The organism is Sinorhizobium sp. M4_45 (assembly GCF_002885915.1).
GTDB lineage: Bacteria > Pseudomonadota > Alphaproteobacteria > Rhizobiales > Rhizobiaceae > Sinorhizobium > Sinorhizobium meliloti_A.
In genome coordinates, this window is the sequence record NZ_NWVE01000005.1 from 343,957 (window position 1) to 360,801 (window position 16,845).

Annotated in this window: 17 protein-coding genes; 13 read left to right on the forward strand and 4 right to left on the reverse strand. The window is 63.0% G+C overall.

Annotated features, from left to right (window positions below):
- Nucleotides 1–187: 187 nt before the first annotated feature.
- From CN933_RS16765 to dnaQ, 5 genes are all read left to right on the forward strand, one after another.
- A complete protein-coding gene (locus tag CN933_RS16765; RefSeq protein WP_018098694.1) occupies nt 188–1,009 on the forward strand; it encodes a pyruvate, water dikinase regulatory protein in 822 nt (273 codons plus the stop codon).
- Between the two features lie 48 nt (nt 1,010–1,057).
- Complete coding sequence (locus CN933_RS16770) at nt 1,058–1,657, forward strand: Maf-like protein (RefSeq protein WP_018098693.1); 600 nt, start codon at nt 1,058–1,060, stop codon at nt 1,655–1,657.
- Nucleotides 1,650–2,510 carry a shikimate dehydrogenase gene (locus CN933_RS16775; protein ID WP_018098692.1) on the forward strand — a complete coding sequence of 287 codons (861 nt, stop codon included), beginning with the start codon at nt 1,650–1,652 and terminating at the stop codon, nt 2,508–2,510. The genes CN933_RS16770 and CN933_RS16775 overlap by 8 nt, the downstream gene beginning before the upstream one ends.
- Entirely contained in the window at nt 2,507–3,091 is a 585-nt protein-coding gene (gene coaE / locus CN933_RS16780) for a dephospho-CoA kinase (RefSeq protein WP_018098691.1), read from the forward strand. Before CN933_RS16775 ends, coaE begins: the two co-directional genes overlap by 4 nt.
- Nucleotides 3,092–3,308: 217 nt before the next feature.
- Nucleotides 3,309–4,037: a DNA polymerase III subunit epsilon gene (gene dnaQ / locus CN933_RS16785; protein ID WP_018098690.1), complete on the forward strand. Its 729-nt coding sequence runs from the start codon at nt 3,309–3,311 to the stop codon at nt 4,035–4,037.
- A 167-nt stretch (nt 4,038–4,204) separates the two neighbouring features.
- On the opposite strand, the gene secB is transcribed toward dnaQ, so the two are convergent.
- Together secB and CN933_RS16795 are read right to left on the reverse strand one after the other, a co-directional pair.
- Nucleotides 4,205–4,714 (reverse strand): protein-export chaperone SecB, encoded by a 510-nt coding sequence (gene secB, locus CN933_RS16790; RefSeq protein ID WP_026169012.1) that lies wholly within the window; start codon nt 4,712–4,714, stop codon nt 4,205–4,207.
- A gap of 166 nt (nt 4,715–4,880) precedes the next feature.
- Nucleotides 4,881–5,444 carry an FxsA family protein gene (locus CN933_RS16795; RefSeq protein WP_102761831.1) on the reverse strand — a complete coding sequence of 188 codons (564 nt, stop codon included), beginning with the start codon at nt 5,442–5,444 and terminating at the stop codon, nt 4,881–4,883.
- 134 nt (nt 5,445–5,578) lie between these two features.
- On the opposite strand from CN933_RS16795, the gene CN933_RS16800 reads away from it, so the two are divergent.
- The 5 genes from CN933_RS16800 (at nt 5,579) to gyrB (ending at nt 10,919) form a co-directional block, all read left to right on the forward strand.
- Complete coding sequence (locus CN933_RS16800) at nt 5,579–6,280, forward strand: Tim44/TimA family putative adaptor protein (RefSeq protein ID WP_018098687.1); 702 nt, start codon at nt 5,579–5,581, stop codon at nt 6,278–6,280.
- 17 nt (nt 6,281–6,297) lie between these two features.
- Nucleotides 6,298–7,416, forward strand: coding sequence for a murein transglycosylase A (gene mltA, locus CN933_RS16805; protein ID WP_018098686.1), 1,119 nt, complete (start codon nt 6,298–6,300; stop codon nt 7,414–7,416).
- Nucleotides 7,409–7,975: a Smr/MutS family protein gene (locus CN933_RS16810; RefSeq protein WP_018098685.1), complete on the forward strand. Its 567-nt coding sequence runs from the start codon at nt 7,409–7,411 to the stop codon at nt 7,973–7,975. The genes mltA and CN933_RS16810 overlap by 8 nt, the downstream gene beginning before the upstream one ends.
- On the forward strand, nt 7,972–8,349 hold the full coding sequence (gene relB / locus CN933_RS16815) for a type II toxin-antitoxin system RelB family anti-toxin (RefSeq protein WP_003531717.1): 378 nt from the start codon (nt 7,972–7,974) through the stop codon (nt 8,347–8,349). The genes CN933_RS16810 and relB overlap by 4 nt, the downstream gene beginning before the upstream one ends.
- 134 nt (nt 8,350–8,483) lie before the next feature.
- Nucleotides 8,484–10,919, forward strand: coding sequence for a DNA topoisomerase (ATP-hydrolyzing) subunit B (gene gyrB, locus CN933_RS16820; RefSeq protein WP_018098684.1), 2,436 nt, complete (start codon nt 8,484–8,486; stop codon nt 10,917–10,919).
- A gap of 97 nt (nt 10,920–11,016) precedes the next feature.
- On the opposite strand, the gene CN933_RS16825 is transcribed toward gyrB, so the two are convergent.
- Nucleotides 11,017–11,613 (reverse strand): nitroreductase family protein, encoded by a 597-nt coding sequence (locus tag CN933_RS16825; RefSeq protein WP_018098683.1) that lies wholly within the window; start codon nt 11,611–11,613, stop codon nt 11,017–11,019.
- Between the two features lie 165 nt (nt 11,614–11,778).
- Here CN933_RS16825 and gabD point away from each other — a divergent pair, with 165 nt between their 5' ends.
- Together gabD and hpaI are read left to right on the forward strand one after the other, a co-directional pair.
- Entirely contained in the window at nt 11,779–13,233 is a 1,455-nt protein-coding gene (gene gabD, locus CN933_RS16830; RefSeq protein WP_018098682.1) for an NADP-dependent succinate-semialdehyde dehydrogenase, read from the forward strand.
- Nucleotides 13,234–13,366: 133 nt separating this feature from the next.
- A complete protein-coding gene (gene hpaI, locus CN933_RS16835) occupies nt 13,367–14,167 on the forward strand; it encodes a 4-hydroxy-2-oxoheptanedioate aldolase (RefSeq protein ID WP_018098681.1) in 801 nt (266 codons plus the stop codon).
- A gap of 114 nt (nt 14,168–14,281) precedes the next feature.
- On the opposite strand, the gene CN933_RS16840 is transcribed toward hpaI, so the two are convergent.
- Complete coding sequence (locus CN933_RS16840; protein ID WP_018098680.1) at nt 14,282–15,160, reverse strand: GntR family transcriptional regulator; 879 nt, start codon at nt 15,158–15,160, stop codon at nt 14,282–14,284.
- Between the two features lie 137 nt (nt 15,161–15,297).
- Between CN933_RS16840 and CN933_RS16845 the strand changes: the two genes are divergently transcribed.
- Entirely contained in the window at nt 15,298–16,833 is a 1,536-nt protein-coding gene (locus CN933_RS16845; protein ID WP_018098679.1) for a UxaA family hydrolase, read from the forward strand.
- Nucleotides 16,834–16,845: the final 12 nt, after the last annotated feature.

The following is a 16,845-nucleotide window of genomic DNA, read 5'->3' on the forward strand; positions in this document are numbered from 1 at the left end:
TCCTGTGGATGAGGAGTCGATCCGCGTGACAATTTGTCGTGGCCATGAGTCTTGTCCACATGCCCCGGCAAGAGATTTCCGGTTCGGTGTCAGATGTGAACAAGTCGCCGCTTTTCCACTTGCCTGAAGCCAGGCGCCGCCGTTAGCTGTTTTTGTCCCGCCTTATCAACAGACCGCGGAGAATTGCGTGGAGAACCGCAAAAACTACTTCCATCTGCATCTGATCTCCGATTCGACCGGCGAAACTCTGATCGCCGCCGGTCGAGCCGCTGCAGCGCAATTCCAGACCTCCCATGCGCTGGAACACGTCTATCCGCTGATCCGCAACCGGAAGCAGCTGATGCAGGTCATGGACGCGGTCGACGGGGCACCGGGAATCGTCCTCTACACGATCGTCGACCGGGAACTTGCCGGCCTCATCGATCAGCGGTGCCGCGAGATCGGCGTGCCCTGCGTCTCGGTCCTCGACCCGATCATCGAACTTTTCCAATCCTATCTCGGCTCGCCCTCGCGCCGCCGCTCGGGCGCGCAGCATGTCATGGATGCCGAATACTTCGCCCGTATCGAGGCGTTGAACTTCACGATGGATCATGACGACGGTCAGATTCCCTCCGATTTCAACGAGGCGGATGTGGTCCTTGTGGGTGTGAGCCGCACGTCGAAAACACCGACGAGCATCTATCTCGCCAATCGCGGTATAAAGACGGCGAACATTCCGATCGTGCCCGGCGTGTCCCTGCCCGATGCGCTCCTGAAGGCGACGAAACCGCTCATCGTCGGGCTCATCGCTTCGGCCGAGCGCCTCTCCCAGGTGCGCCAGCATCGCGTGCTCGGAACGACGCAGAGCTTCCACGGGGAAGACTATACCGACCGGGCGGCGATCGCCGAGGAGCTGAAATATGCCCGCTCGCTTTGCGCGCGCAACAACTGGCCGCTGATCGACGTGACGCGGCGCTCGATAGAGGAGACTGCCGCCGCAATTGTTGCCCTGCGGCCGCGGCTTAGATAGAGCGAGCCGCAAGAACAGCTTGCAGACCGCGAACACGGAACCGGAAAAATGAAATCCTTGCTCGTATTGGCCTCGGCCAGTCCTTTTCGTCGCACTCTGCTTGCCAATGCAGGATTGGCCTTCGAGGCCCGGGCCGCCGCGATCGACGAGCGTGCGCTCGAGCAGCCGCTGGAAGCGTCTGGTGCTTCGCCGGCCGATGTCGCCCTGGCGCTTGCCGAGGCCAAGGGGAAGGATGTCGCACGGTATTTTCCGAACGCCCTTGTCATCGGTTCGGATCAGACGATGTCGCTTGGAACCCGCGTCTATCACAAGCCCCGCGACAAGACGGAAGCCGCCGAGCATCTCCGGTCGCTCTCGGGCAGGACGCACAGTCTCAACAGTGCGATCGTTCTCGTGCGCGACGACGAGGTCGTTTGGCGGCACGTCTCGACTGCGAAGATGACCGTGCGGCCATTGAGCGACGGCTTCATAGATCGACATCTTGCAAGGGTGGGCGAGAAGGCGCTGACAAGCGTCGGCGCCTATCAGCTCGAAGGCGAGGGCATCCAGCTCTTTGAGACCATCGAGGGCGACTACTTCACCATACTCGGCCTGCCGATGCTGCCGCTTCTCTCCAAGCTCCGCGAACTGGGTGCGATCGATGCATGATTCACGTGAAACATTTGTTAACCATGCCTTTGTAACCGGCTATCCGGTGAAGCATTCGCGATCGCCGCTCATTCATGGCCATTGGCTGAAGCAGTTCGGAATTCGGGGAAGCTACCGGGCCCACGAGGTCACGCCCGAGGCCTTCCCCGATTTCATGCGGCAGATCAAGGAAGGAAGAACCGATTTCTGCGGCGGAAATGTCACGATTCCGCATAAGGAGACCGCCTTCCGGCTGGCCGATCGGCCGGACGAGCTCAGCGCCGAACTCGGAGCGGCCAACACCCTCTGGCTCGAAAATGGAGAAATCCGCGCGACGAACACCGACGGGCGTGGCTTCGTCGCCAATCTGGACGAGAACGCCAAAGGATGGGACCGCATCTCGGCCGCAGTGATTCTCGGTGCCGGCGGCGCCAGCCGGGCGGTGATCCAGGCGATCCGGGACCGAGGGGTCAAGACGATCCATGTGGTGAACCGCACCCCCGAGAGGGCGAGGGAACTGGCCGATCGCTTCGGCACGGCGGTGCACGCACATTCGATGGCGGCGCTTCCCGAGGTCGTTTCCGGTGCCGGCCTCTTCGTCAACACGACCTCGCTCGGCATGAACGGCGAGCCGGCGCCGGCGATCGACTTTTCGGGCCTGGCGCCAGAGGCCGTCGTCACCGACATCGTCTACGTGCCGTTGACAACGCCGCTGTTGCGGCAGGCGGAAGAGCAGGGCTTCCGCACCGTCGACGGACTCGGCATGCTTCTCCATCAGGCAGTGCCCGGATTCGAGAAATGGTTCGGTCTGAGGCCGGTCGTCGACGAAACGCTAAGACAGATCATCATCAGCGATATGGACAGGCACGCATGATCATCGTCGGGCTTACCGGCTCCATCGGAATGGGAAAATCGACCGCTGCGGGCATGTTCCGGGAACTCGGCGTGCCGGTGAACGATGCCGACGAAGTGGTGCATATGCTCTATAGCGGTGAAGCGGTGGCTCCGGTCGAAGCGGCCTTTCCGGGCGTTGCCAGGGGCGGCGTCATCGACCGGGCCGAGCTTTCGCTTCGGCTTGTTGCGGCGCCCGAGCGGCTCGCCGAGCTGGAACGGATCGTCCATCCGCTGGTGCGCGCCAAGGAGCAGGAGTTCATTGCGCGGCACAGAGCGGACGGTGCGCCTTTCGTGCTGCTCGATATTCCGCTCCTCTTCGAGACCAAGGCGGAAGCGCGCCTCGACCGCATCGTCGTCGTGACCTGCGATCCGGAGATGCAGAGGGAACGCGTCATGAAGCGCCCGGGAATGACCGCCGAGAAATTTGCGATGATCCTCGAGCGGCAGGTGCCCGACAGCGAGAAGCGCGCCCGCGCCGACTATATCGTCGACACCAGCGACAGCTTCGACGTCACACGGCAGCAGATCCGTGCGATCGTCGATGATTTGCGGGCGGCTTAACCTTCGCAAACGTCCCTGACCCTAGCCGTCTCCCGAATGCGGGGAGAGGGAACGAGTACGACGCTGCCGCGAGTTTCCTTCGCCCCGCTTTCCGGGAGAAGGTGGCCGGCAGGCCGGATGAGGGCGGCGATGGCCTTCAATTGCGCAGCAAATGACATTAAGAATGGAGGTCAGCTTCGGGTGATTCGTCCCGAAACATCGTCCACAGGGCTCCCGCATGCGTGAAATCATCTTCGATACGGAAACGACCGGCCTCGACAATCGCGAGGACCGGGTGATCGAGATCGGCGGAATCGAGCTCGAGAACCAGTTTCCGACGGGGCGCACGATCCATATCTATATCAATCCGGGGGAGCGCAAGGTTCACCCGGAAGCTCTGGCCGTCCACGGCATCACCGACGAGTTTCTGAAAGACAAGCCGCCCTTTGCCGATGTCGCCCGGGAAATCGTCGATTTCTTCGGCGATGCCCGTTGGGTCGCCCACAACGCCACCTTCGATATCGGCTTCATCAATGCGGAGTTCGAGCGGCTCGGCCTGCCGCCGATCGGCAGCGACCGGGTTATCGACACTCTGGCTCTTGCCCGCCGCAAGCACCCGATGGGACCGAATTCGCTCGATGCGCTCTGCCGTCGCTACGGTATAGACAACTCCCATCGAACCAGGCACGGGGCCCTGCTCGACTCCGAGCTGCTGGCCGAGGTCTATATCGAGATGATCGGCGGCCGCCAGGCCGCGCTTGGTCTCGTGATGACGGAGACGGATGGCCGGTCGATGGAGGCCGACGACGGACCGGTCGTCGTCATCAAAAGGGAGCGGCCTTTGCGGCCACGATTGACGGAGGCAGAAATCGCTGCCCATGCGGCGCTCGTCGCGAAGATCGGCGCGAATGCGATCTGGGAGAAATACAGCGAATCCGACTATGCCCTCAGATCGGAAGCCGTTTAGAGCACTTCCAGGAAAAGTGTCTAACGGTTATCCGTCCGCAAGTGCGTGGGATCAAATGCTCTAGGCCTGTCCGTATCGCGGCGCCCGCGGGTCTCTCAAGCGAATCGCGCAGGCCGGGCATAAAAAACCCGGCTCGGTGAGCCGGGTCTACCAGTCGTTCGGACCGATCAGTTGGCCGTGTCGTTGGTATTGGCCACCTGCGCGCGGACCTTTTCCTCAGCCATGCGCTGGGCAAACATCTGCGCGAAATCGATGGGATCGATCATCAGCGGCGGGAAGCCGCCGTTGCGGGTGGCGTCGGCTACGATCTGGCGCGCGAAGGGGAACAAGAGGCGCGGGCACTCGATGAAGAGCAGCGGCAGCATGTGCTCCTGCGGGAAGCCGGCGACGCGGAAGACGCCGCCATAGGCGAGTTCGACGTTGAAGAGCATCTTGTCGCCGTCCTTGGCCTGGGCGCTCAACGACAGGACAACGTCGAAATCATTCTCCGCCAGCGGATTGGCATTGACGTTGACATTGATGTTGATCGACGGGGAGCGGTCGCGAGCCTGCAGCGAACGCGGTGCGCCGGGGTTCTCGAAGGAGAGGTCCTTGACGTACTGGGCCAGGATATTGAGCGACGGGCTCTGCTGCTGCTGGGCACTGCCGTTGCCGTTGGATGCGGTATCAGTCGTCATAAGAGTTTCCTCGGACTTCGAAATGGTGAGGCCATCTAACATTTAGGGCTTGGGCTTACAACCCTCGTGGCCCGGCCCGGCCCGACGCAAGAGCACATCCGGCCCTTCTTTGGAAACCGGATTATAGACCCGATTGGAGCCGGGATCAGAAAAAGTGAAGCTCGGATCAATGAGGCAGACGATCCGGCGGCGGCGGGTCGTCTTCGTCCTTTTTCTTGCGCGAAAATTCGTCCTCGTCGAGATCGATCGTCAGCGGCCCGCGGCGCTCCTCGCGAGGGGTGCCAGCCGACCGGGGCCCTGCGGATTGAGGGCCAGAGGACCGGGAACCGGAGGATTGGGGCCTCGAGGCACGATAGAAGCCGGTTGCGCTGCTCAAAATCGTCATCCGGCTGCGCAGGAAGTCGGCTATGGCGCGCCGGACCGGGGGCAGAAAGATCAGAAGGCCGGCGAGGTCGCTGATGAAACCGGGCACGATCAGGAGGATAGCGGCGATGAAGATCAGCACACCGCCGAGAACGTCCAGCCCCGGATCGTTGCCCGTCCGTGCCGCCTCCTGCACGCGCCGGAGCACGCCGAAACCCTGGATGCGCAGGAGCACGATGCCGGCGACGGCACTTGCGAAAACGAGAAGAAGCGTCATCGCCACGCCGATCTCGCGCCCGACGGCGACGAAGCCAGCGATTTCCGCAAGCGGCAGCCCGAGAATGACGAGCGGGATCAGGAAACGCATCGCCCGTGCTCGCAAGAAGGTGAGTGCAATTGTCCGGTCTCCGGTTTATGGGTGCGACATCGTCGTTTGAATGGTCTATCCTTCCGGACTATATGGAACAGTACGAGAAATTCTAACAGCGGTTCCGGGTGGAAATGGGCTCTTTTGATTTCATCACATTTTTTTTCCTGATCGCTGCCGTGGTCATCTTCCTGCAATTGCGTAGCGTTCTAGGTCGCAGGACCGGCAGCGAGCGGCCTCCTTTCGATCCCTACTCTCCACGGGATATCGCCCAAGGGCCGGAAGCCAAGGATAACGGCAAGGTCGTTCAGCTTCCCCGTCGCGAGACGGCGGAAGACGAGTCGCGCTATGCCGCGATCGAGACCGTCGCCAAGGCCGGGACTCCGCTGAACGCCCAACTCCGGGCGATGACCGACGCGGATCCCAACTTCAATCCCACCGAATTCCTCAACGGTGCGAAGATGGCTTACGAGATGATCGTCATGGCCTTTGCCGATGGCGATCGTAAAACTCTCAAGGGTTTGCTGTCCCGCGAAGTCTATGAGGGTTTCGAGGCCGCGATTGCGGAACGCGAGGCCAAGGGCGAAGTTGTCAAGTCGACCTTCGTCGGCATCGACAAAGCCGATATCGTGCACGCGGAGATCAAGGACGCCGAGGAAAACATAACGGTCAGGATCATCAGCCAGCTTATTTCCGCGACCTACGACAAGCAGGGCAAACTGGTCGACGGAGACGCCGATTCGGTTGCCGAAGTGAACGACCTGTGGACGTTTGCGCGCGATATCCGTTCACGCGACCCGAACTGGAAGCTGATCGCCACCGAATCGGAAAACTGACCGGGAAGCGGGCGGCCATGACTTTTCATCTCGAGCCGGTCTCCTATTCGGAGCTGCCCGGCTGGTCTGCGGACGACCCGGCGCCGGTGATCGCTTCGCTTCGGCGCTGTCACCGGCATGTAACGCAGGTGAAGCCGTACAAGACCGGCTCGCTCGGTATTTCGGTCGCCGACCTCCTGCCCGCCTTCGACGCGGCAGGCAGCGATTTCTCCGATGCGGCCGCCGCACGCGGATTTTTCGAGGCGCAGTTCGTTCCCTTCCGAATCCGCCCGGAAGAGAAAAGGACCGGCTTCGTCACCGCTTTCTACGAACCCGAGGTCGAGGTACGGACTGAGCCGGATGCGGAGTTCCGATTTCCCTTCTACCGGCGTCCCTCGGACCTCGTCGAGGTCGACGACATAAACCGGCCGGCAGGAATGGACCCATATTTCGCCTTCGGCCGCTGTCGCGACGGCAGGATCGAGGAATATCCGGACCGCCGCGCGATCGAAGAAGGATTTCTCGCCGGCCGCGGTCTGGAAATCGCCTATGCCCGCGACAAGGTCGACGTGTTCTTCGTCCATGTGCAGGGCGCCGCGCGGCTGATCTATCCGGACGGATCCCGCCGCCGCATCACCTATGCCGCCAAAACCGGGCATCGCTTTTCCGCCGTCGGGAAGCTGTTGATCGATCGCGGCGAGATCGACGCCGCCACCGTGTCGATGGCGAGCATTCGCGACTGGCTGGCGGCCCATGCCGACAAGGCGGACGAGGTTCTGTGGCACAACCGGTCCTTCATCTTTTTCCGCGAGGCGCCGGTCGAGGAAGAGGGGCTCGGCCCCGTGGCGGCTGCCAAGGTGCCGCTGGAGCCGGGACGCTCGCTTGCTGTCGACCGCCTCATCCACACATTCGGCGTTCCTTTCTACGTCGCGAGCGAAACCCTGCTCCATCTCGACGGCGGACATCCCTTCGGGCGCCTGATGCTCGCGCTGGACACCGGTTCGGCCATCGTCGGCCCGGCGCGCGGCGATATCTTCACGGGCTCCGGCGACCGGGCGGGGAAACTCGCGGGTTCGGTGCGCAACGACGCAGACTTCTTCATTTTCGTGCCTCGCGCGGCCGCGGTCCGATATCTCCCGCAGTCCAGCCATGGCTAAGGACAGGAAGCTTTCCACCGAGGACCGCATTCTCTGGGGGAAGGTCGCGCGTTCGGCGCGGCCCATGCCCGGGCGGTTGGACGCTCTCGAGGAGCTGCTGGGCGGGACCGCGGAAATCAAGGCTGTACCCGGCCCGGAGGCGACGCCTCCCTCGAGCGCGCCCGAAAAGGCCGGCAAAGGCTTTTCACTCAGCCGCGACAAGGCAGAACACCCCCCTCATCATCCGCTGGAGCGGCCGGTCAAACGCAAACTGGCGAAGGGCAGGCTGACGCTCGAGGCGAGGATCGACCTGCACGGCATGATCCAGAGCGAGGCGCACGGACTGCTGCTGCAGTTTCTCCTGAGGGCGCGCGACCGCGGCTTGAGGCATGTCCTCGTCATCACCGGCAAGGGGACGTCGCTCGGCAGCGACGGCGCCCTGAAGCGAGCCGTGCCGCTCTGGTTCTCGCTTCCCGAGTTCCGGCCCTTGATATCGTCCTACGAACCGGCAGCCCGCAATCACGGCGGCGAAGGCGCGCTCTATGTGCGGCTGGCGCGGGCGAAGGGGGGCGCATCATGACTCCCTTCGGCGAGGCAGTGCGCGAACTTCGCCGGCGCAAGGGCGTGTCTCAGAAAGAGATGGCGGCTGCAATAGGGGTTTCGCCCGCCTACCTCTCGGCTCTCGAACACGGCAAGCGGGGAGCGCCGAGCTTCGACTTTCTCCAGCGCGTTGCCGGCTATTTCAACGTGATCTGGGACGAGGCCGACGAACTCTTCCGGATAGCACATCTTTCAGATCCGAAAGTCGTGCTCGACACGTCCGGCCTTCCGCCCGGTCACACTGCCTTCGCCAACCGTTTGAGCATGGAGATTCGCGGACTGTCGGCGGAGACGATTCGGGCACTGGAAGATGTTTTGGAAAAAGCCACATTTCCTGATAAGGACAGGGGATGAAAGCCCATCCCGGCCGCGATCTTCGCGTCGGGATTTGGAACAATTGGACAAATTTTCTATAGTCCGCGAGGCATCTCGCGCTGTGATTCGCAATGAATCGCGACGTCCGAAAACCTGGAAAGATCTGAGCCCGAATGACCGATATTTCTGAGACCGAAGCCGGCGCAATCGCCGAATATGGTGCCGATTCCATCAAGGTGCTGAAAGGCCTCGATGCAGTGCGCAAGCGCCCGGGCATGTATATCGGTGACACCGACGATGGCTCAGGTCTGCACCACATGGTCTACGAGGTCGTGGATAACGCGATCGACGAGGCGCTTGCCGGCCATGCGGACATCGTAACGGTCACGCTCAATCCCGACGGTTCCGTCACGGTGACGGACAACGGTCGCGGCATACCGACGGACATCCACCGGGAAGAAGGCGTCTCGGCGGCGGAAGTCATCATGACGCAGCTTCATGCCGGCGGAAAATTCGACCAGAATTCCTACAAGGTCTCCGGTGGCCTGCACGGCGTCGGCGTTTCGGTCGTCAACGCCCTCTCCGTGTCGCTGAAGCTCAAGATCCGCCGGTCGGGCAAGATTCACGAAATGAGCTTCACCCACGGCGTTGCCGACGGGCCGCTCAAGGTAACGGGCGACGCCGGCGGCGAGACCGGAACCGAGGTCACCTTCACGCCGAGCGAAGAGACCTTCTCGAACATCGAGTTCGAGTTCGGTACGCTCGAGCATCGCCTGCGCGAGCTCGCCTTCCTGAATTCCGGCGTCCGTATCGTGCTGACCGACAAGCGCCATTCCGACATTCGTCGGGAAGAAATGATGTATGACGGCGGTCTCGAAGCCTTCGTCGCCTATCTGGATCGGGCGAAGAAGCCGCTCGTGCAGAAGCCGGTGTCGATCCGCGGCGAGAAGGACGGCATCACCGTCGAAGTGGCAATGTGGTGGAACGACAGCTATCACGAGAACGTGCTGTGCTTCACCAACAACATTCCGCAGCGCGACGGCGGCACGCATATGGCCGGCTTCCGCGGCGCGCTCACGCGTCAGATCACCTCCTATGCCGACACATCCGGCATCACCAAGAAGGAAAAGGTATCGCTCACGGGCGACGATTGCCGCGAGGGGCTGACGGCTGTGCTTTCGGTGAAGGTTCCCGATCCCAAATTCTCCTCGCAGACCAAGGACAAGCTGGTGTCCTCGGAAGTCCGCCCGGTCGTCGAAAGCCTGGTCAACGAGGCCCTGAGCGTCTGGCTTGAAGAACATCCTTCGGATGCCAAGATTCTCGTGGGCAAGGTCGTGGAAGCGGCCGCCGCGCGCGAAGCCGCGCGCAAGGCACGCGAGTTGACGCGCCGAAAAGGTGCGCTCGATATCTCGTCGCTGCCCGGCAAGCTCGCCGATTGCTCCGAGCGCGACCCGGCCAAATCCGAACTCTTCCTGGTGGAGGGCGACTCGGCAGGCGGCTCGGCCAAGCAGGGCCGCTCGCGTGAAAACCAGGCGATCCTGCCACTGCGCGGCAAGATCCTCAATGTCGAGCGCGCGCGTTTCGACAAGATGCTGTCGAGCCAGGAAATCGGCACGCTGATCACCGCGCTCGGCACGTCGATCGGCAGTGACGAGTTCAACGCCGACAAGCTGCGCTATCACAAGATCATCATCATGACGGACGCCGACGTCGACGGCGCCCACATCCGCACGCTGCTGCTCACCTTCTTCTTCCGGCAGATGCCGGTGCTGATCGAGCGGGGCCACCTCTATATCGCCCAGCCGCCGCTCTACAAGGTGGCCCGCGGCAAGTCCGTCCAGTATCTCAAGGACGAGAAGGCGCTTGAAGATTATCTGATCAACATGGGCCTCGAGGAGGCTTCGCTCGAACTCGCTTCGGGCGAAGTGCGCGTCGGCCAGGATCTCCGCGAGGTCATTAACGATGCGCTGCGACTGCGCTCGCTGATGGATGGGCTCCACTCCCGCTACAATCGCTCGGTCGTGGAGCAGGCTGCCATCGCCGGAGCGCTCAACGTGGAACTCAACGGCGAGCGCGACGAATATCAGTTGATCGCCGCCGAAGTGGCCCGCCGGCTGGATGTCATCGCCGAGGAGACCGAGCGCGGGTGGGAGGCAACGGTGACGGCGGAAGGCGGGCTGAAGCTCGAGCGCATGGTGCGCGGCGTCAAGGAAGCGGCTGTGCTCGACATGGCGCTGATCGGTTCTTCGGATGCACGCCATATCGATCAGCTCAAGGCACGGCTGAAGGAGGTCTATGGCGCTCCGCCGGTGCTGCGCCGCCGCGACGGCACGCAGGAGATCAGCGGTCCGCGCGCACTTCTCGACGCGATCTTCGCCGCCGGCCGCAAGGGGCTCACCATGCAGCGCTACAAGGGCCTGGGCGAAATGAACGCCGAGCAATTGTGGGAGACGACCCTCGATCCGAACGTCCGTTCGCTGCTGCAGGTCAAGGTTACCGATGCGACGGATGCGGATGGTCTGTTCTCGCGCCTGATGGGCGACGAAGTGGAGCCGCGGCGCGACTTCATCCAGGAAAACGCACTGAGCGTTGCCAATCTCGACATCTGACGCGCAAATATAGCCGCGGCACTTTGATATGGTTCCGACGAGAGCAGGGCGGTCCTCCGCCCTGCTCTCGTCTTACGGAAGCTCGATCGCTCGCGTATCATTCGCCCGTGAAACGTCCTTCGAAGACGAATTCGCTGACGGGCTTGCGCTGGCTTGGTTTTTCGCGTTCCCGCAGATCGTCCGGCAGGGTGGAAGGATCTGCAATCCTGCCGATCGCGACGGCTGCCTCGACCCGGTAGTGCTCCGGAACACCGAGCACCTGCATGGCCTTCTCCCTGTCGACCCCCGCCATCGCATGGGCATGCCATCCGGCGAGCTGCGCCTGCAGCGCGAGCGCGAACCAGGACGCCCCCGTGTCGAAGGCGTGCGTATAGGCCGGCCTCAGCTCGCCGGTCGATGTGACCCTGTGGGTCTTCGAAAGGATGATCACCAGGGCAGAGGCGTTTTTCGCCCAGCGCTGATTGCCTTCGTCGAGCGTCGACAGCAGGCGAGCGAAATGCTCGGTGCCGTGGCGGGCGTAGACGAAGCGCCAGTGCTGTAGATTGCTGGCCGAGGGCGCCCAGCGAGCGGCTTCGAAGAGGGCGAGCAGATCCTTTTCCCCGATCTCCTCGCCGGTGAAGGCGCGCGGCGACCAGCGCTCCAGAAAGATCGAGTGGATGGGGTGATCGGCTCTTCTATGGTTGATTTCTGTCACGAACGAACATCCTTATTTCTTGCAGATACGCACCCGTCCGACGCATCGCCATTCCTGCGCGTCAGCTCAGTAGGCGCGGAGGATCCGTAAACCGCAATCATGTGATTGTCGAACCGGCGAAAAAAGTTGTATAAGTTCTGTAGATTTTTTGAGGAAGGACTCGACATGAATCTGAAAGACCCGTCGCTGTTTCGCCAGGCTGCTCTCGTGGGCGATACCTGGATCGAAGCCGACCCCAAGAATGCGATCGAGGTGAACAATCCGGCGACCGGCGAAATCATCGGCCGCGTTCCGAAGCTCGGCGCCGCCGAGACCAGAACGGCGATCGAGGCCGCGGCGCGGGTGCAGAAGGAATGGGCGGCGCGGACCGCCAAGGAGCGCTCGGCGGTGCTGCGCCGCTGGTTCGAGCTGATGATCGAAAACAAGGACGATCTCGGCCGGATTCTGACGATGGAGCAGGGCAAGCCGCTCGCGGAGGCGACCGGCGAGATCGTCTACGGAGCGAGCTTCATCGAATGGTTCGCGGAAGAGGCGCGGCGTGTCTATGGCGACCTGGTCCCCGGCCATCAGAAGGACAAGCGCATTCTGGTGATGAAGCAGCCGATCGGCGTCGTCGCCGCGATCACGCCGTGGAACTTCCCGAACGCGATGATCACCCGCAAGGCCGGGCCGGCCTTTGCCGCCGGTTGCGCCATGGTCTTGAAGCCGGCCGCGCAGACGCCGTTTTCGGCGATCGCCATCGCCGTGCTCGCCGAGCGCGCGGGCATGCCGAAAGGCCTCTTCAGCGTCATCACCGGCTCAGCGCGCGAGATCGGCGCCGAGATGACTTCGAACCCGACCGTCCGCAAGCTTACCTTTACCGGCTCGACCGAGGTCGGCGCGGAGCTCTATCGCCAGAGCGCGGCCACGATCAAGAAGCTTGGCCTGGAACTCGGCGGCAACGCCCCGTTCATCGTTTTCGATGATGCCGATCTCGATGCGGCGGTCGAAGGCGCGCTGATCGCCAAGTTCCGCAACAATGGCCAGACCTGCGTCTGCGCCAACCGCATCTATGTGCAGGACGGCGTCTACGAGGCGTTTTCGGAGAAACTCGCCCAGGCCGTCGCCAAGCTCAAGACGGGCAACGGGATGGAGGACGGCGTCATCCTCGGACCGCTGATCGACCAGCCGGCGCTGAAGAAGGTCGAGGAGCACGTGGCGGATGCGCTTGCGAAAGGCGCGCGCGTGGTGCAGGGCGGCCGTCGCCATTCGCTCGGCGGCACCTTCTACGAAGCGACGGTGCTGGCCGACGTGACCCAGTCGATGGCGGTCGCGCGGGAAGAGACATTCGGCCCGGTGGCGCCGCTCTTCCGCTTCAAGGACGAGTCGGATGTGATCGCACAGGCGAACGACACCGAATTCGGCCTTGCCTCCTATTTCTATGCCAAGGACCTCGCCCGCGTCTTCCGCGTGGCGGAAGCGCTGGAATATGGCATGGTCGGTGTCAATACCGGCCTGATCTCCACGGCGGAGGCACCCTTTGGTGGCGTCAAACTCTCGGGCCTCGGCCGCGAGGGCTCGAAATACGGCATCGAGGAATTCATGGAGATCAAATATGTCTGCCTCGGCGGCATCGCCTGAGGCGGCGCTCTCTCGAAGAACCGGCCGGAAAGTTCTGGCCGGTTTTTTCTTTTGCCGGTAAGAGGCTGGGAAGCACTCGGTCGCCGCCGGCAGATTGCGGCAGACACACTCGGACGCAGAAGGAGAGCAATCGATGCCCGCCCCGAACAACACCTTCAAAGCGGCGATCCGCGAAAACCGCTTTCAGCTCGGTCTCTGGGTGGCGCTCGCCAGTCCCTATGCGGCGGAAGTGGTGGCCGGCAGCGGTTATGACTGGCTGCTGATCGATGGCGAGCATGCGCCGAACGATATTCCCATGCTGGCGGCGCAGTATCGCGCCGTCGCCGGCGGAGGCAGTCATCCGATCGTCCGCCTGCCGGTGGGCGACGCGGTCATGATCAAGCAGATCCTCGATGCCGGCGTGCAGACGCTGTTGATCCCGATGGTCGATAATGTCGAGCAGGCGCGGCAGCTCGTGCGCGCCGTGCGTTATCCGCCGCATGGCGTGCGCGGTGTCGGTGCCGCTCTCGGCCGGGCAACGAACTTCAGCCGCATCGGCGACTACCTCGAAAACGCCAACGACGAGATCTGTCTGCTGCTGCAAATCGAGAGCCGGGCAGGGCTCGAGGCGATCGACGCCATCGCTGCGCTGGACGGCGTCGACGGTCTGTTCGTCGGTCCGGCGGATCTTGCCGCGGACATGGGGCACCTCGGCAATCCGGGTCATCCGGAGGTGCGGACAGCCATAATCGAGGCCTTCGCGCGGATCGAGCGAGCCGGCAAGGCACGCGGGATCATGACCCTCGATCCCGCCCAGGCGCGCGACTATCGCGAGCTCGGTGCCGATTTCATGGCGATCGGCACCGACGTCACCTTGCTCGTCAGCGCAACGGAGCGGCTGCGCCGGGAATTTCTTGGAGAGAGCGAACCGATACGGACGGAATCCGGCTATTGATCGAAAGTTTTCGGAGGACTGCCATCCCTCCTCTCCTCATCGTGCTCGTCACAGGGGTGAGGCGATCAAGCGGCGAACACACACATTTCATGGAAATGCTCCAGTCATCGTGACCTACGGAATCGACTGGAGCAGCGTCTCCCGCGCCGATTTCAGGTGTCGCCGGCAGGCCTGTTCGGCGAGCGTGGGATCGCGCGATTGCAGCGCGGCGATATAGTCGAGATGCTCCTCCAGCGCCCGGGCGTTGCGCTCCCGCGCATTCGCCTTGTTCCACTGGTAGTGATAGTGAAAGACGATGGCGATGACATCGTAGAAGTCGATGATGAAGCGGTTGCTCGACGATTTGTGCACCAGCAGGTGGAGGCGCTCGTCGAGTTCGGAAAATTCGCTGTAGCGCCTGTCGATGTCGGCGAGAATTTCCCGATGCACCGCCTCGATCTTCTTCAGTTCCTCCCAGGCCGGGTCCTGATCGGGAAGGGAGACGAAGCGAGCGGCCGAGCGCAGCTCGAACATCTCCCTCACTTCCGTCAGTTCGAGTGCGAACTCGCGCGTGAACCCCTTGAGGACCCAATGGCTGTTCGGCCGTTTTTCGATTAGCCCGAAACGGCTGAAGCGGATCAGGAATTCGCGCACGCTGGTCGTTCCGGCACCGATCTCGCGGGCAAGCTCGAGCTCGTTGATCTGCATGCCGGGCTCGGCGCCGCCAGCGAGAATCCGGCGCATGAAGCTCCGCTCGATCCTTTCGGCAAGCGAATCAGTCTCCGCGGTCGGGAAGTAGTCCGAGGGCTCAGGTCGTCTCAACACCGTCTTGCTGCGCTTGTCCCAGGCGATGAGGCTCAGTTCCTCGCAGCGCGTCAGGATGGCGCGCACGGTCGTGCGGCTGACGCCGAGCGCCTGCCCGAGCTCCGGTTCGGAGGGAAGCGTGGAAGTCTCCGCGAACAGCTCCAGGCAGCGGTTGAAGGCATCCTTGAAAACGGTGTTCTGCTTCGCCATGGCGAGGATCCGGCCCGGTTCGGGTTTCTCGTGTCGGCACGTCGAGGCTCCCGTTCCGCGACGGCCGCAATGGGCCCATAATAGCCATTGACGAACATCTGTCTATTGTAGATAAAAGACAGAACCAGTGTTTTCACATGTGGGGAACCGTTCGGGAGGAGCTTGATTTGCCCGCACCGTCTTCGATCCTTCTTTCGCCGGACGATAACGTCGTCGTCGCCACCGCTGCGATTGCGCCGGGCGACCGGCTGGCCGGCGGCGTGTCGGCGGTCGCGCGCATCGAGCCGGGCCACAAGGCCGCGATCCGCAGGATCGACGTCGGTGAGTCGGTGGTCAAATACGGCCAGGCGATCGGCCGCGCCACGTCTCCCATTGCGCCCGGCGAACACGTTCATTCGCATAACCTTGCCTTCGATCAGGGTCGGCTCGCCATTGGTGCCGCCGTTCCGCCGGAGGCTGCCAGCGAGGCGGACAAAGCGCGCACGTTCCTCGGCTATCGACGGGCGGACGGCCGGGCCGCAACGCGCAACTATATCGGCATCGTCGCCAGCGTGAACTGTTCCACCACGGTCTGTCGCGCGATCGCCGACGAGGCGAACAGGCGCATTCTGCCGAAATATGAAGGCATCGACGGTTTCGTGCCGATCGTCCACGACCAGGGATGCGGCATGTCGTCTACGGGCGACGGCATGAAGAACCTGCACCGGACGCTCGCCGGCTATGCGCGTCACGCGAATTTCGGCGGCGTGCTGATGGTCGGGCTCGGCTGCGAGGTCAATCAGCTGACGCTCTACGGCCAGAGCGGGGCCGGGGCCGAGAAGCGGCATTTCAACATCCAGGAGGCCGGCGGCTCGCGCCGTTCCGTCGAGCGCGCGCTCGGCATTCTCGACGAGATCGCCAAGGAAGTCGCGGCCGCCAGGCGCGTGCCGATCCCGGTCAGCGAGATCATCGTGGGGCTGCAATGCGGCGGTTCGGACGGGCTTTCCGGCATCACCGCCAATCCGGCGCTCGGTGCGGCGGTCGACATACTCGCCGCCGCCGGCGGCACGGCGATCCTTTCCGAGACCTCCGAGATTTACGGAGCCGAGCATCTGCTGCGCAGCCGTGCGGTAAACGAGACGGTCGCGGTCAAGCTCGATGGCTTGATCGCCTGGTGGGAGGACTATGTGGCGATGCATGGCGCGTCGCTCGACAATAATCCTTCGCCGGGTAACAAGAGGGGCGGCTTGACGACGATTCTCGAGAAATCGCTGGGCGCCGTCGCCAAGGGCGGCCGCTCGCCGTTGACGGCCGTCTACAATTACGCCGAGCGCGTGACGGAGCCCGGACTGGTCTTCATGGACACGCCCGGCTACGATCCGGTTTCGGCCACCGGCCAGGTCGCCGGCGGCGCCAACGTGATCGCGTTCACGACCGGCCGCGGCAGCTGTTTCGGCTGTCGGCCGGCGCCGTCGATCAAGCTCACCAGCAACACGGCGCTCTATCGGGCCATGGAAGAGGACATGGACATCGACTGCGGCGTCATCGCCTCGGGTGAAGCGACGATCGCCGATCTCGGCCGGGGGATTTTCGAGCTCATCATCGAGACCGCCTCGGGCCGCAAGACCAAGAGCGAGCTTTTCGGCTACGGCGACAACGAATTCGTGCCCTGGCATCTGGGGGCGACGCTTTAAGGCTGAGGGGCG

What these genes read in the sequence shown, in the direction of transcription:
- CN933_RS16770 (WP_018098693.1), top strand. Translation starts at nt 1,058, where the DNA reads ATGAAATCCTTGCTCGTATTGGCCTCGGCCAGTCCTTTTCGTCGCACT.
- CN933_RS16775 (WP_018098692.1), top strand. Translation starts at nt 1,650, where the DNA reads ATGCATGATTCACGTGAAACATTTGTTAACCATGCCTTTGTAACCGGC.
- coaE (WP_018098691.1), top strand. Translation starts at nt 2,507, where the DNA reads ATGATCATCGTCGGGCTTACCGGCTCCATCGGAATGGGAAAATCGACC.
- dnaQ (WP_018098690.1), top strand. Translation starts at nt 3,309, where the DNA reads ATGCGTGAAATCATCTTCGATACGGAAACGACCGGCCTCGACAATCGC.
- secB (WP_026169012.1), bottom strand. Translation starts at nt 4,714, where the DNA reads ATGACGACTGATACCGCATCCAACGGCAACGGCAGTGCCCAGCAGCAG.
- CN933_RS16795 (WP_102761831.1), bottom strand. Translation starts at nt 5,444, where the DNA reads ATGCGTTTCCTGATCCCGCTCGTCATTCTCGGGCTGCCGCTTGCGGAA.
- CN933_RS16800 (WP_018098687.1), top strand. Translation starts at nt 5,579, where the DNA reads ATGGGCTCTTTTGATTTCATCACATTTTTTTTCCTGATCGCTGCCGTG.
- mltA (WP_018098686.1), top strand. Translation starts at nt 6,298, where the DNA reads ATGACTTTTCATCTCGAGCCGGTCTCCTATTCGGAGCTGCCCGGCTGG.
- CN933_RS16810 (WP_018098685.1), top strand. Translation starts at nt 7,409, where the DNA reads ATGGCTAAGGACAGGAAGCTTTCCACCGAGGACCGCATTCTCTGGGGG.
- relB (WP_003531717.1), top strand. Translation starts at nt 7,972, where the DNA reads ATGACTCCCTTCGGCGAGGCAGTGCGCGAACTTCGCCGGCGCAAGGGC.
- gyrB (WP_018098684.1), top strand. Translation starts at nt 8,484, where the DNA reads ATGACCGATATTTCTGAGACCGAAGCCGGCGCAATCGCCGAATATGGT.
- gabD (WP_018098682.1), top strand. Translation starts at nt 11,779, where the DNA reads ATGAATCTGAAAGACCCGTCGCTGTTTCGCCAGGCTGCTCTCGTGGGC.
- hpaI (WP_018098681.1), top strand. Translation starts at nt 13,367, where the DNA reads ATGCCCGCCCCGAACAACACCTTCAAAGCGGCGATCCGCGAAAACCGC.
- CN933_RS16840 (WP_018098680.1), bottom strand. Translation starts at nt 15,160, where the DNA reads ATGGCGAAGCAGAACACCGTTTTCAAGGATGCCTTCAACCGCTGCCTG.
- CN933_RS16845 (WP_018098679.1), top strand. Translation starts at nt 15,298, where the DNA reads ATGTGGGGAACCGTTCGGGAGGAGCTTGATTTGCCCGCACCGTCTTCG.